Origin of the sequence: Collimonas sp. NPDC087041 (assembly GCF_044745265.1) — a bacterium.
In the GTDB taxonomy this organism is placed as follows: Bacteria; Pseudomonadota; Gammaproteobacteria; order Burkholderiales; family Burkholderiaceae_D; genus Collimonas.
In genome coordinates, this window is the sequence record NZ_JBIUZX010000021.1 from 31,510 (window position 1) to 46,281 (window position 14,772).

At 59.2% G+C, this 14,772-nt stretch carries 8 protein-coding genes; 5 read left to right on the plus strand and 3 right to left on the minus strand.

Features of this window, described 5'->3' with window-relative positions:
• Positions 1-576: 576 nt before the first annotated feature.
• Genes ACIPF8_RS24095 through ACIPF8_RS24105 form a run of 3 tightly spaced genes read left to right on the plus strand, consistent with a single transcriptional unit; the run spans position 577 to position 5,787 of the window.
• The gene (locus ACIPF8_RS24095) at positions 577-2,190 is read left to right on the plus strand and encodes an efflux RND transporter periplasmic adaptor subunit (protein ID WP_400426242.1); all 1,614 of its coding nucleotides are present in this window, start codon (positions 577-579) and stop codon (positions 2,188-2,190) included.
• Positions 2,187-4,289 carry an ABC transporter permease gene (locus tag ACIPF8_RS24100; RefSeq protein WP_400426244.1) on the plus strand — a complete coding sequence of 701 codons (2,103 nt, stop codon included), beginning with the start codon at positions 2,187-2,189 and terminating at the stop codon, positions 4,287-4,289. The genes ACIPF8_RS24095 and ACIPF8_RS24100 overlap by 4 nt, the downstream gene beginning before the upstream one ends.
• Positions 4,282-5,787 (plus strand): efflux transporter outer membrane subunit, encoded by a 1,506-nt coding sequence (locus ACIPF8_RS24105; protein WP_400426246.1) that lies wholly within the window; start codon positions 4,282-4,284, stop codon positions 5,785-5,787. The genes ACIPF8_RS24100 and ACIPF8_RS24105 overlap by 8 nt, the downstream gene beginning before the upstream one ends.
• Positions 5,788-5,945: 158 nt before the next feature.
• Here ACIPF8_RS24105 and ACIPF8_RS24110 read toward each other — a convergent pair whose 3' ends face one another.
• Complete coding sequence (locus tag ACIPF8_RS24110; RefSeq protein ID WP_400426248.1) at positions 5,946-6,269, minus strand: hypothetical protein; 324 nt, start codon at positions 6,267-6,269, stop codon at positions 5,946-5,948.
• A gap of 253 nt (positions 6,270-6,522) precedes the next feature.
• Positions 6,523-7,980, minus strand: a complete 1,458-nt coding sequence (locus ACIPF8_RS24115; protein WP_400426250.1) for a diguanylate cyclase domain-containing protein — start codon at positions 7,978-7,980, stop codon at positions 6,523-6,525.
• 221 nt (positions 7,981-8,201) lie between these two features.
• On the opposite strand from ACIPF8_RS24115, the gene ACIPF8_RS24120 reads away from it, so the two are divergent.
• Both ACIPF8_RS24120 and ACIPF8_RS24125 read left to right on the plus strand, forming a co-directional pair.
• Positions 8,202-11,096, plus strand: a complete 2,895-nt coding sequence (locus ACIPF8_RS24120) for an IPT/TIG domain-containing protein (protein ID WP_400426252.1) — start codon at positions 8,202-8,204, stop codon at positions 11,094-11,096.
• A gap of 411 nt (positions 11,097-11,507) precedes the next feature.
• Entirely contained in the window at positions 11,508-14,210 is a 2,703-nt protein-coding gene (locus tag ACIPF8_RS24125) for a DNA translocase FtsK (protein ID WP_400426254.1), read from the plus strand.
• Between the two features lie 79 nt (positions 14,211-14,289).
• Here ACIPF8_RS24125 and ACIPF8_RS24130 read toward each other — a convergent pair.
• The coding region (locus ACIPF8_RS24130) for an autotransporter outer membrane beta-barrel domain-containing protein (protein WP_400426256.1) at positions 14,290-14,772 on the minus strand (483 nt) is incomplete at its 5' end.

Here is a 14,772-nt window from a genome sequence, read left to right on the forward strand (position 1 = left end):
GTATTCACCCGTCAATTAACCAGCCTTCCGCGTGGGCACGAGTGCCCACCCTACCAGCCCCGCTCGCCGGAATGACTGGCGCCGAGACGAGTCTCCGGATCGTAGGGTGGGCAGATTTCTGCCCACGCCGTATTCACCCGTCAATTAACCAACCTTCCGCGTGGGCATGAGTGCCCACCCTACCCAACCCTCGCAAACAAAAAATCTGTTCAGTCTTTTACTGAACAGCATCAGCAATATCACCTTTTTTCCTTTCTCAATAACCCCTTAATGCCTGCACCAGCCTTGCTGGGAAGGCGCTGAGCAGTTCCTTACAAATATATACATTGCCGATACAAAACCGTGTTCATTGCAATAAGCAATTTACATGCGGGGGTTCTAATGCTGGTGTAAGCATCCGATCAGCAAAAGACATCCGTCGCGCACCAAAAGCGGCGTCACGGCGCACTTTTGCTTTGTTTGGTTTCGGCCTAGCCGGCTTGGGATTTCAATAGATTACGGAAAACAAGAACAATTGCTGGCAGCCTGACGAACAGGCGGAATATGGCCGCCGCATCAATCGTATAAGGCAACGGTGTGAGTAAAATTTCTTCAGGTGCAACGCGTACGGGCCAAGTCTCCAGGAAGGCCTTGCTTTGGCTGCTGCTGATCCTGCTGCTGGCGGCGGCAGGCGGTGCCTATTATTGGTGGGCGAGCAACCACGACAAGCCGCAATACGTGACCGCCGAGGTGACTCAGGGGGATATCGAGCGCTCGGTCAATGTGACCGGCTCAATCAATCCGCGGGTAACGGTTCAGGTTGGCTCTTATGTCTCGGGCACCATCAAATCGCTGACGTGCGATTTCAATACGGAGGTCAAGGCCGGGCAGATTTGCGCGAAGATCGATCCGTCCACATTCCAGGTGGTAGTCGACCAGAATGCCGCGCAACTCAACAGCAGCCGTGCCCAGCTACGCAAGGACCAGGCCGCCGAAATCTATGCAAATGCAGTGTATCAGCGCGATACCAAATTGCTGAAAGACGGCATCGTGGCGCAAGAGATTGTCGATAACGACCAGAATGTCTTCAAGCAGGCAGTTGCCCAGATTGACCTCGACAAGGCCGCCATTGTGGCGCAGGAAGCGTCGCTCAAATCGGCAGTCGTCAATCTCGGCTACACCAACATCGTTTCACCGGTGACCGGCACGGTGCTGACTCGCAGCGTCGATGTCGGACAGACTGTCGCCTCCAGCTTGCAAACCCCTACCCTATTCCTGATCGGCAAAGACTTGACCAAGATGCAGGTGGACGCCAACGTCAGCGAGGCCGACGTGGGCCGGATCAAGGTGGACCAGGATGTCACGTTCTCGGTGCAGGCCTATCCCGATAAAACCTTCGAAGGCACTGTGAAGCAGATTCGCCGTGGACCAATTACGGTGCAGAACGTGGTGACTTACGATGTGGTGGTGACAGTCGACAATCCGGATCTGCTGCTGTTTCCGGGGATGACCGCCGATGCGGAAATTGTCACCGACGCACGTGAGAACGTGCTGCGCATTCCTCTTGCTGCCGTGCGCTTCACACCGGAACGCAGCGGTCATGGCGGCGGCTCGCCACACGAGCACGGAGCGCGTTCCAGAAACCAGGATGACAGCCAGGCCGACAACGGCGCCGGCAACACCAATCAAGCTGCAAAGCCGGCCACGCAACTTGCGGACAAGAGCGCTACAAAGCAAAACGCCGCAAGCGGCAAGGAACACGATGGCAGTGCAGACGACAGCCGCGGCCAGCATCGCGGCGACAATCACGGCGGTGGCCATGGCGACCACCATGGTTGGGAACGCGGCGAACGTCATGGCGCGGGTGGGCAAGTTGATGCGCAGCACGACCGCGGCAATGACAAGGCGGAGCAGAAGCCGAACGGCAAGCAGCAGGCCGAGACAGATACTGATAAAGATACGGATAAGCCCGACGCACAAACCAGGAAACGCGCCAGGGTATGGGTGCTGCGCGATGGCACGCCACATCCGGTATGGATTACCACAGGCCTGGACGACGGTGATGCGATTGAAGTATTGAGTGGAAAACTGAAACCGGGCGACCAGGTTATCGTCAAGGAAATCCGCCAGGTAGAGGCCAAGAGCGCGCCGATCAAATCGCCATTCAATCAGCAAGCCGGCGCCGGACGGCGCGGCATGGGGCGGCCATGATCTCTGAGGCACAATCGGCCGCCGGGCGTGACCTGGTGATCGATGTCCGCAATCTGACCCGAACCTATCAGGTCGGGTCACAGGAAGTGCACGCCTTGCGCGGCGTCAGCCTGGCTATCGAACGTGGCGAATTTGTCGCGATCATGGGGGCATCCGGCTCGGGAAAGTCGACCTTGATGAACCTGATCGGCTGCCTGGACCAGACTACCGGCGGCACCTATCTGCTGGAAGGCGTGGATGTCGCCGCCCTGGACGAACAGGAACTGGCAAAGATCCGCAGCCGGCGGGTCGGCTTCGTGTTCCAGAGCTTCAACCTGCTGCCGCGCACCACCGCGGCCGAGAATGTCTCGCTGCCACTGTTCTATTCCGGGCAACTGGCCGATGGCGCCGGCCGGGTGAATCAAACCTTGGGCATGCTGGGACTTGCCGATCGCCTGGACAACCGCCCCAATCAATTGTCAGGTGGCCAGCAGCAGCGGGTTGCACTGGCGCGGGCATTGATCAACAATCCGTCGATCCTGCTGGCCGACGAGCCGACCGGCAACCTTGATTCGGCCACCGCAAACGAAATCATGGGCACCCTGCGCGCATTGAATCGCGATCAGGGCCTGACCGTTGTGCTGGTCACGCACGAACAGGAAATGGCCGATTTTGCCGACCGCATCATCACCCTGCGCGATGGCTTGGTGCTATCCGACATCCGCAAAGTCGATGCCCCAGCCGTCGGTGCACGGACCAGCAAACTGGCGCCTCCATCCATCGGATCAGCCGGCATCAGTGCGGCGGAATTCCTGTCCTTCCTGGCGATGGCGTTCGTTGCAGCATTCAGCGCAATCGGCCGCAATAAATTACGGTCGGCACTGACTATGCTCGGCATCTTCATCGGTGTATGCGCATTGATCATCATGCTGGCGGTAGGCGAAGGCGCCAGGGCCGCTGTCCAGGCGCAACTCAAGAGCCTCGGTACCGACTTGCTGATCGTACTGCCCGGCTCGGTGCGCGGCAGCGGCGTGCGCGGCGGCTCCGGTAGCGCATCGTCGCTGAAGGTTTCCGACGGTGCGGCGATCCTGGAAGAAGATCCGGCGGTCGGCGTCATCAGCTACGTCAACCGCCAGTCCGCACAAGTAGAGAATGGCGATGAAAACTGGTCGACCAGCGTGCAGGGCGTGACGCCTAGTTATCTGTCGATTCGCAACTGGGGGCTGTCGTCGGGACGGCTGATCAATGAGATTGACGAGCGCGAAGGACGTACCGTTTGCATCCTGGGACAGACGGTAGTGGATAATCTGTTCGGTGAAGGACAAGACCCAATCGGCGCCACCGTGATCGTGAAGAATGTGCCGATGGAGGTCATCGGCGTGCTGTCGGTCAAGGGGCATTCGGCCTCCGGCCAGGATCAGGACGATGTCGCACTGATTCCCTTCCGCACCTCTCAGGTCCGGGTGCTGGGCGTGGCGCAACCGTCAACCGGGCTGACGCAAGGCACCACGGTGTATCCGGCGCCGCCGAATCCGTTCAGCATCCAGCCCAAGCTGCAGGGTTTTGTGCAAACCATGTACATCCAGGCGCGCAGCCCAGAATTGGTGAAGACGGCGTTGCAGCAGGTGACGCAGACGCTGGAGCGCCGGCATCGCATCAAACCTGATCAGGCCGATGATTTCAGCGTGCGCGACCTGACTGAAATTGCTGAAGTTGCCGATGAAAATAGCCGCGTGATGGAGTTGCTGCTGGCAGCGATTGCTTCGATTTCATTGGTCGTCGGCGGCATTGGTATCATGAACATCCTGCTGGTGTCGGTCACCGAACGTACCCGCGAGATCGGCATACGCATGGCGATCGGCGCCAGGCGTTTCCACGTGCTGCTGCAGTTCCTGATCGAAGCTACGCTGCTGAGCCTGATCGGCGGCGGCGCCGGCGTACTGGCCGGCATTGTGGCGTCGAAGATCATTGCGCACGTCGCCGGCTGGCCGATTCTGCTGCATACCAGCGTGATCATCGGCGCTTTTTGCTTCTCCGCCGGCATCGGCATGTTTTTCGGTTTTTACCCGGCGCGCAAGGCATCTCTCCTCAATCCTATCGACGCCCTACGTTATGAATAACCAGCCCCTTCGTTCCAGCTGCGGCGGCTGCTTCCGCGTTTTCAGCCTGCTGGCCGGCGCCGTCTTCGGTCTTGCCGGCTGCACTGCCGGCCCTGACTTCGTGCGTCCCGCGGCGCCAAACTTCACCGCATACGATAACGACCAGGCTCCGCCGGCCGGCTCGCCGACAGCAACACCGTCGCGCATCGTGCAGGGACAGGCCTTGCCTGCCCAGTGGTGGGATCTGTTCCAGGTGCCCGGCTTGAAAGAAGTCCTGGATCAAGCCATCGCCGCCAATCAGACCCTGGTTGCAGCGCGCGCCACGCTGGCCCAGGCCAAGGAGGCGATCGTGCAGGCCAAATCGACCTGGTACCCCACTGTCAGCCTCGGTGCATCGGTTGGAAAGAATTTTATCGGCGCCGGCACCGACCAATATTCCCACGGCACAGTCAGCAATCAGTTTTCACTTGGACCATCGATCAGCTACACCTTCGACATTGCCGGTCAAACCGCGCGCACCGTCGAACAGGCCAAGGCTAATGCCGAAAACCAGCATTACCAACTGGCGGCTGCTTACCTGACATTAACCAGTTCTGCGGTGACGCAAGCCATTACGCTGGCGGTGACGCAAAAATTGCTGGTCACGACTGAAGATTTGATCAAGAACGATGAAAAGAATCTGGAACTGGTTCAGAAATCCTACCTGATCGGTACCGCAGCGCAAACCGATGTCCTGACCGCGCAGGCGCAACTCGAAAATGACCGCACCCAACTGCCGGCGTTGCATCAGCAGCTCAGCGTCGCACGCCATGCGTTGTCGGTCCTGGTCGGACAAGCACCGTCGCAATGGCGCACTCCGGATTTCGATTTCGATACGTTCAAGATGCCGGAACAACTGCCGCTCAGCCTGCCGTCGGAACTGGTCCATCAACGACCGGACATTCTGTCGGCGGAGGCGCTGTTGCACGCCGACAGCGCAGCGATCGGCATTGCCGCAGCCCAGCTGTATCCGAGCCTGACGCTGTCAATCTCCGACAGCTATCAATCCACCGTGCTCAATACGCTGCTCAACAACGCCAGTAAAGCCATCAGCGCCAGCACCAATGGCAACTGGACCTTGTTCCAGGGCGGCGCGCTGGTATCGCAAAAGCGCGCGGCAATAGACGCCTACGACGCCCAGCTCGCCACCTATCGCCAGACTGTGCTGGTAGCGTTCGGCCAGGTAGCCGATGCATTGCGCGCGATCGACAACGACGCCGAATCACTGCGCCTGGCCGGCAACGCACTGGATATTTCCAGCAAATCGCTGCGCCTGCAGCGCGCCAGCTATAGCGCCGGCAAATCGAATGTGCTGCAACTGATCACCGCCGAAAATGCCTACGCGCAAGCCAGCATGAATTTCGTTCGGGTGCAGGGACAGCGCCTGCAAGATTGCGTCACACTGTTTGCCGCGTTGGGTGGTGGCTGGCAAAACAAGGCAGAGATTGCATTGCCAGCCGAGCAGCCGGCGAAATCCTAGATTAATTTGAAAGACGAGTTATCTGCGTGCAGTAATTTAAGTGACTAGCTGCCGGGCTGCCCCCGGCAAGCTTCCACGGAGTAGCAACCGCATTAGGTAACAACGCCCATTCATTGCCAATACACCGCCGCACTCACTCCGTGGTCCGTTAAAAGGGGTCAGAGTAATTTTCGCGAAAAGCCGCGAAAAAAAACTCCGACCCCATTTAACTGCGCGGGGGTGGTTTTGATGTTGATGTTGACGTTGACGTTGACGTTGACGTTGGTTTTGATGTTGATGTTGGTTTTGACGTTGCCGTTGCTTTTGACTTTTCGCATGCTGACGTTGCCAAATGAGACGCGCGACAGTCGGGAATTATGGGACACATGTTTGAGCGAAGCGAGTTTGTGTCCCATCCGACTGGCGCACGGCTCATTTGGGGACCCGCCGACGGCGGGCAACGGCTGTGCGATCGCCTTTTTGCTTACTTTTTGGCGAAGCAAAAAGTGAGCGGCTGCCGGGCCGCCCCCGGCAAGCCTCCACGGAGTAGCAACCGTTTTAAGTAGCGCCGAATGAACACGGCTGATGCACCGCCGCACTCACTCCGTAGGCCGTTAAAAGGGGTCAGAGTAATTTTCGGCGAAACCCTGCCGAAAAAAAACTCTGACCCCATTTAACTGCGTGTAGTAACTGCGCGTAGTTAAATTTGACGACCACCCAGTTAGCTGTGCGCGTTGCGCACGACGCAAACCAGATTTAACCGCCGGACTTGGCGTGATACATGGCGCTATCGGCGCGTTCAAGCAAGGCCGATATATTGCCGCCATCTTCCGGATAGCGACTGATACCGATACTAGCGCCGATCGACATCTCAACACCGTTTATCGAAAATGGCTGGGCAATCGTCTGACGGATCCGATGACTGACTGTTGCAGCAATATCGGCATCGGTCAGATTGGGCAGCACAACCGTGAATTCGTCACCACCCAAGCGACACACGATATCGATATTCCGCACTGCAGCCTGAATGCGTTTGGCAGCGGCGCACAGCAAGGCATCGCCAGCCTCATGGCCGTATTTATCGTTGATCGCCTTGAAATCGTTCAGATCAATGAACAGCACGCCAAGTGCGTTGCCGTGCTGGATCGAGCGCCCCATCTCCTCCTGCAGGCGCTGCTGGAAAAACAAGCGGTTGGGAAGACCGGTCAACGTGTCATGCGAAGCCAGGTACTCCATCAGCGATTCGCGCGATTTCAGCATCATCACGAGGAATGCAGTAAAGCAAAAAAATCCGATGGCAGTCAAGGATGCGCCAATGGCCAGCAGATAGTAGCTATTCTTGTCGCTGTTCAGCGCGCGCAACGCATCGCTCCGGGCAATGCCCACGCTGGCCAGCAACGGATAGTTGTCGAGCTGCCGATATGCCGTGTAGCGCGGCACCTTGTCTATCGCAGGCAGCACTAGCGCGCCGTCAGCCGTAGCATGCGCAGCATTGTAGCGCTGCAGGGTATCGGCAAAGTCGACCGCCGCACCGCTCTTGTTCGTGCTGCCGATACGCAGCGCACGAAAGACGCCGTCATTACCCAGTAAGCTCACCATTCCATTGGCGCCGAAATCCGTGCTCGTGTAAAAACCACTGAGATAGGAAGGATCGATGCTGACGAATGCGATGCCGGCGAAACTGCCGTCAGGGTGGTTCAATCGACGGCTGAAACTCACGCTTTCCGTTTCGGAGACAGGGTCGACCAACGGTTTGCCGATATACAGTTGGCCGGAATCCTGCAACACATGAATCTTGAAAAACGCCAGGTCCTTGACGTTGGCGATGCCGATCGGGCCGTGCCGGGTGCTGGCGACGACATCGCCCTGATCGTTGGCGATAGAAGCCAGCAAAGGAATATCGTCATTATTCAGGACACTCCTGCCGACAAAATCCGGCAGATCCGAAATTCCCTCTTTGCTTTCATACTGGAATTTGATCGATTTTGTCGCCTGATCAAAACGCTGCACCACACGCAACGTGTTTGCCGCATAGCTGCGCACCAGGTTATCCATATCCGTCTGCGCGGCACGAACTGTGATGCGCTCCATATCTCCTGAGTGCTCACGTACTGCGCTCCAAATCACGATCAGCCGCAGCACAGTGAATATGCCAAGGGCCAGCAGCAATATTTTGCCGACCCGTGCAGTAGGATATTTGAATTGCAATTTCACGCAAGCTCGTTCACTAAATGGACCGACGGTAGACCGAAATCAACAGCTGTAGTTGAGGCAGAGTATTCCCAATGAGAAAACTTGACAAGCTAGTGAGGTCTTTTTTTTCTACTTCAATCCAATTGATACAACACATGGCTCACCATCCTTGAGCATGACAAGACATCTATTGCTTTACGGAACCAGCGCTTAGCAACTACAATCCCGCCTGAAATTTCCAAATGGAAACGTTTTCCGACGCTGCATCCATGTTGATGCAGGCCGGCATGCTCGCTGACATCCGACACACCTCGATCTTGCAAAGGCAGTGCTTTGAAATGAATAACATCAGGAATCCTCTGATTCTCGTTTTTACCTGTGCCATGTTGGCCCTGGCAGGCTGTGGCGGCGGTGGCGGCTCCAGCAGTACGCCGACAACGACCGCTCCAGCAGCCTCGGTGAATATCATGGCGCTGTCGGCATCAAGCGCCGCACCCGGCGCCACGGTCACCATTACCGGCAGCGGTTTCAAGAGCGTCACCGCGGTAACCATCGGCGGCACGGCGGTGACATTCAGCGTTGTCAGCGATACCCAAATCACCGTCACGGTTCCGGTCAATCCGGTCAGCGGACCGATCACGCTGTCCGGCCCAGGATTTTCGGTACAGTCGGCAACCAGCTTCTCGTCCAGCCAACCGACGCCGCTGATCACCAGCGTATCGGCGAGCAATGTCCCTGTCGGCAGCAACTTCACCATTCAGGGCAACAACCTGGATAAAGTCAGCGGCTATAGCATAGGCGGCATCAACTTGGCGGTAGTCAGCAGTACCAGCAGCTCGGCAACCTTGACCATGCCGGCGCAGGCGATTTCCGGCATGTTGACGTTGAATGTTGGCGGTGTCGCCGTCAGCAGCGCATACCAGATCAATGGCTACGTGCCGGCGACCGTTACCGCCATGCTGCCGCAGGTCGGCATCGTTGGCAGCAGCGTCGCCATCAGCGGCAACGGCCTGGCGGCGGTAACCACGATCCGCTTTGCCAACGGTACGCTGGCATCGGCAAGCACCGCATCGAACAACGCGGTCACGTTCAGCGTGCCGCCCGGCGCCGCATCCGGCCCGCTCACGGTGCGTGATCCCTATCAGGAAGTGCAGAGCGCCAGCGCATTTACCGTAGAGCCATCGGTCATCCCGACATCCTTGCTTAGCTCCACCAGCGGCGGCACGGTTGTGCTCACCATCGCCGGCAGCAATCTCAACATCGTCACTGCGGCCAAGGTCGGCTCCTCGAACGCGACCATCGTCAGCATTAGCAGTACGCAGCTGGTTTTGAATGTCAGCCTCGGCACCAGCGGCAACGTGACGTTGAGCGCGCCCGGCCAGGCCAGCGTCAATGCCGGTTCGATCGACAGCAGCGGCAACGTCGGGCTATGGATCAGCAACGTCGATTTCGTGCATGTGTTCGACAAGAGCGCCACCGATCCGACCCTGCGCCTGACTCCGGGACGCCCTGCCCTGGTGCGGGCAACAGTCCTGGCGCCAACCGCCGGCACCCAGAGCCCGGTAGTCAATCTGGTGGCCAGTTCCGGATCAGGTACGCCGCTTGGCACGCTGGCGATGAGCGGACCGGCCAATTTGCCTACCGCCAAGGATGATTACAACCTGAACAGCAGCTTCAATGTCGTGCTGCCTGCAGCCTGGGTCAAACCTGGCGTCAAGGTCGGCATCCGGGTCTTGGCCGGCAGCGGCAGCAGCCCAACAAGCCCAGCGAGCCAGGACGTATCGCCTACCGTGGGCGCAGCGACTGCCATGCGCGTGATACTGGTGCCGCTGACAGTCGGCGGCGCGACCGGAGTATTGCCGACCTCCTTGAGCGATGTCCAGAAAGCACTGGCGCGGGTCTATCCCTATGCGAACGGCAATATCGTCGTACAAAAACGCGCCCCGTTGGTCATCAGCGGCGCCACCGACACCACCACGATGAACTGGAGCAGCGCCCTCAACCAGCTGGAAGCTGCGCGTGAAGTCGAAAGTCCGAATACCTTCTATTATGGTTTCGTGCCGATGTACAACCCTATTCCCGGCTCGTTCGTCGCCGGCCTGGGCTATGTCGGTAACCGGACCCAAGGCGGTAGTTCGCCGGTTGCCGCCATTGGCCTGGACTGGACTTCCAGCGCCGGCCAAGGCGATCCGTTCGACAACAAATGGCCGCAATGGCAAGCCATCATGGTGCATGAGATGGGCCACAACCATTCGTTGAGCCATGCACCGTGCGGCGGCGCTGGCAACCCCGATCCGGCGTTCCCGAACACCAACGCCGACCTGAGTGCGCTGCCGGTCTACAACAGCCTGTACGACACCGACACCCAGATCGGCACGCTGAGTGCACCGCTGACGCCAAGCAATACGCAAATGAAAGATGTGATGGGTTATTGCGGCGGCACCTGGTTCTCGGATTTCAGCTACGTGCGTGCGCAGCAGTTTGCCGAATCGCGGACTCTCGCCATCCCGCAACCGCTGGTGCTGGCCGCGACCGGCGCCGACATCGCAGCTGCGGATGGCTACCTGACCATTTCCGGCGAACTCACGGCACAGGGCGTGCTGCTGCATCCGGCTAGCGCCTCAGCGGCGAAGTTGCGCAATGACACCGCAAGCGCCAAGTCGACTTATGAATTACGGGTGCACACCGTGGCGGGCCAGACCTTTAAACTGCCTTTCGATCCAGTCGGCGTGGCCGACGCCAAGGATGAAACCAGCCACTTCTGGGTCAGCATGCCGAATCCCGGCGACATCTCCACCGTGGAAGTGCTGCATAACGGCCAGGTATTGGCCATGCGCCAGCCAGGCCAGGTGCAACGCGCCAAGGTGGCTACCCAGGCCAGCGGCGCAGCGCAAGGGATGGCGTCGTCGGTCGGCTGGACAGTGCAGAACGGTCGCCTGAGCCTGACCTGGAATGCAGCTCAGGAACCATTCCTGTCGCTGATGTATGTAGCGCCGAATGGCGCCAAGACGGTGCTCGGCAACCGCCTGCAAAATGGCAGCGCCACGCTCGACATCAGCGGCTTGCCTAGCGGTGGCCGTTTCGACCTGAGCTTGTCGTCGGCAATGCAGGCGCGCCTGGTCAGCTTCCCGCACTGACCCAAAGGCCAGACCGGCCGGGATGCGCGATGCGCCGGCCGATTTTCAGCGTTGTACGACATACCTCACAGAATGCCTGGATTCCAGGCATTTTTTTTGCCTGCACACTTCAAACGCAATTGATCGAAGGGCTTGCCGATTGAATGATATTGAATGCCATCTTGCTATCGCGTGCACAATACTTGACATTCATCGTCGGCGAACGGGAAAGGCAGCAACACATCCCACAGGGAACGGCCGCTGCTTTTTCGGTTAATATCACCTACTTTCATTACAAGGCGTCCAACAACCTTCAGCCAGTCATCCGCGGCGGCCGAAGCACTGCAACTGTCAAGCGGAGTCTGCCGGCCCATGAGCGGACCGGTGCATGTCTTGCGATTTCCGGACGTCGATTTTTCGTTGAATTTGAGTATGCATATAGCAGTTTTCGATTGGTTCGGATGGTCTTTACTGTGGCTGATTCCCCTGGTTGTACGCGAAGTCAAAGCGCGCCGGGCCGGGACGACTGCACTGCGCGGCCCGGGATCCATCCGTTTATGGCTGGGCACCTTGTTCATACTGTGCGGCAGCAGCGCGCTCGAAGCTCTGCTACGCGGCTCTGGATCGACGCCGCCCAATGGCGACTTTGCCGGACAAGCCCTGGCGCGCGGATTCACCGGCGTGCTTGGCAACATATTGGGAATACTGGTGCTGATGGCGATCTGCGCGATTGCGCTGTCGTGGCTGTTCGGCCGCGAACGCGCCAAATCCACTACTCGCTCCGGCGAGACTCCACGCAGCGCGCCAGGAAAAATCGAAACGACTGAGACGGCACGCGAACCGCGTATCGCCCGAGCCACGCGAGCCACACCCAGCGCCGTAGCAACGGCAGCCGGAACCAGGCCTCTACCGGCGCGACAGCGCGAAAGCGTTGCCGTGCCGCCGCGTACACGAAAATCCTGGCAATTACCGTCACGCTCCGATCTGCCCGACCTGTCAAAAAAAATGCCAGGCGCGCCGCGTCAGGCGCCGGCCAAGCAGCAGGACCAAAAGGCCGGCGGCAGAGCAATGTCCGAATGGGCCAGTTTCGAGCGCATCATTCCCACTCCCGCCATGCGCGCCCGCGCCGATACCGCACAGCAGGCCCGGACTTCCAGCACCGCGCGCGGAGATGCCATCAACAGAAGCGCTGTCGAGCGCGCGCAGCATCGTCCCCAGACCAGAACCATCAGCACGCGCCCCGTTGGTACGCACGCAAGCACTGCTGCTATCGCAACGACGACAACAATTGCAGCGTCCGCCGTGCCGGTGACGGAAGCACCGGTTCATGATCTGCAAGGAGCAGTCGCGCAAGCAGCGCATAGTCACCCTGCTGCGTTATCCAACGCGTCATCGGTATTTGAGGCGCGGCCCGCGCCAGCGATTGCAACGCAGACGGCCCCGGATGGCATCGCACCGGTCGGTACGGCGGCAACACAGCATCCGACTGCCGCCATATCCGGTGCGACCTTACCTTCCCATACCGCCGTCGGCAGGATTGACGCGCCCGTCGCGGCTCCGCCGAGCGCCGCAACGCAGTCTGCCGCACCGACATCTCCGCCAACGCTGATTTTCGAAGATGACGACGAAGTGCCGTTCCAGTTACGCCATGAACCGCGGGTTGAATTACCCGGACTGGATTTACTCGATCCGGCAGTCAACGAGGCGATCGAGATTCCGGTCGAGCGCCTGGCGGAAACCGGTTTGCTGATCGAACAGCGCTTGCGCGAATTCAAGGTGCCGGTGACGGTGCTGGGCGCCGATGCCGGCCCGGTGATTACGCGGTTTGAAGTCGAACCAGCACTGGGCGTACGCGGCAGCCAGATCGTCGGCTTGATGAAGGATTTGTCGCGGGCACTGGGGTTGACGTCGATCCGCGTGGTCGAAACCATTCCCGGCAAAACCTGCATGGGACTGGAACTGCCAAATCCGAAACGGCAGATGATCAAACTGTCGGAAATACTGGAAGCACCGGCCTACCAGGATTCTGCATCGCATTTGACGCTGGCGTTGGGCAAGGACATCACCGGCAAGCCAGTGGTAGCAGACCTGGCGCGCGCACCGCACATGCTGGTGGCCGGCACCACCGGTTCCGGTAAATCGGTGGCGATCAATGCAATGATCCTGTCGCTGCTGTACAAAGCGACACCGGAAGAAGTGCGGCTGATCATGATCGATCCGAAGATGCTGGAACTGTCGGTCTACGAAGGGATTCCGCATTTGCTGGCGCCGGTAGTCACCGATATGAAACTGGCTGCCAATGCGCTGACCTGGTGCGTGGCCGAAATGGACAAGCGCTATCGCCTGATGTCGGCGCTGGGTGTGCGTAACCTGGCCGGCTTCAACCAGAAGATCCGCGATGCCGAGAAACGCGAAAAGAAAATCAGCAATCCGTTCTCACTGACACCCGACGCACCGGAGCCGTTATCGACCTTGCCGCTGATCGTCGTGATCATCGACGAGTTGGCCGACCTGATGATGGTGACCGGCAAAAAGATCGAAGAATTGATCGCCCGCCTGGCGCAAAAAGCGCGCGCCGCCGGTATCCACCTGATCCTGGCGACACAGCGGCCTTCGGTCGATGTCATCACTGGCTTGATCAAGGCCAATATCCCGACTCGGGTCGCATTCCAGGTGTCGTCAAAAATCGATTCGCGCACCATCCTCGATCAGATGGGTGCCGAAGCCTTGCTCGGCCACGGCGATATGCTGTTCCTGCCGCCCGGCTCCGGTTACCCGCAACGGGTGCATGGTGCGTTTGTGTCGGACGCCGAAGTGCATCGGGTAGTCGAGCATTTGAAACAGTTTGGCGAGCCGGAATATGAAGAGGCAATCCTGGCAGGAGTGCCAGCCGAGGGCGCTACCACCGATCTGCTCGGCGACAGCCAGGATGTCGAAGCCGACCCACTCTACGACGAAGCGGTGGCCTTCGTGGTGCGCACCCGGCGTGCCTCGATTTCATCGGTGCAGCGGCAATTCCGCGTCGGCTACAATCGCGCTGCACGGCTGGTGGAACAGATGGAAACCGCCGGCATCGTGTCATCGGTGGCCACCAACGGCAGCCGCGATGTGCTGGCGCCGCCGCAAATCGAGTAAGCCATCGAGTAATGGCAAACATGGCGGAGCAGAGTTCAAACGCCGCTGAAACACGGCGCTCCGCCCTGCCCGCAACCGGTTAATCCAGCTTGAAGCGCAACCCCAGCGCCACCACATTGTTAGCCAAACCACCCCTGCCGAACTGCAGGTCGTAGTTCAGATACCAACCCCAGCGCTTGTCCACATCGGTGCTCAAGCCCAATCCAGCCCAGCCGGAATTGCGCGCCAATCCTATTCCCTGCACCGTAAAGCCAGCCGCCGGCGCGCCGACGAAGGCTGCGTTGAAATCCAGGCTGCCGTCGGTGAACGCATGTTGCCAGGCTGCGTAGCCCTGCAATACGCTGCGTCCGCCCACCCATTGAAACGCTGCATCGCCGCGTAACCCGAGCAGTGCCGCCGTCTGCCGATACGCCTGGCTATCCGCCGTCAAGCCGAACACGCCGCCGTTTTCGGTAAAGCCGCCACGTTTGAGACGGTCATAGGACAGCCCCGCAAATGGCGTCAGCCGGGTGCTGTCGGATAGCGGCAGCACATAGCCGCTCTCGCCATAAACCGACCAGAT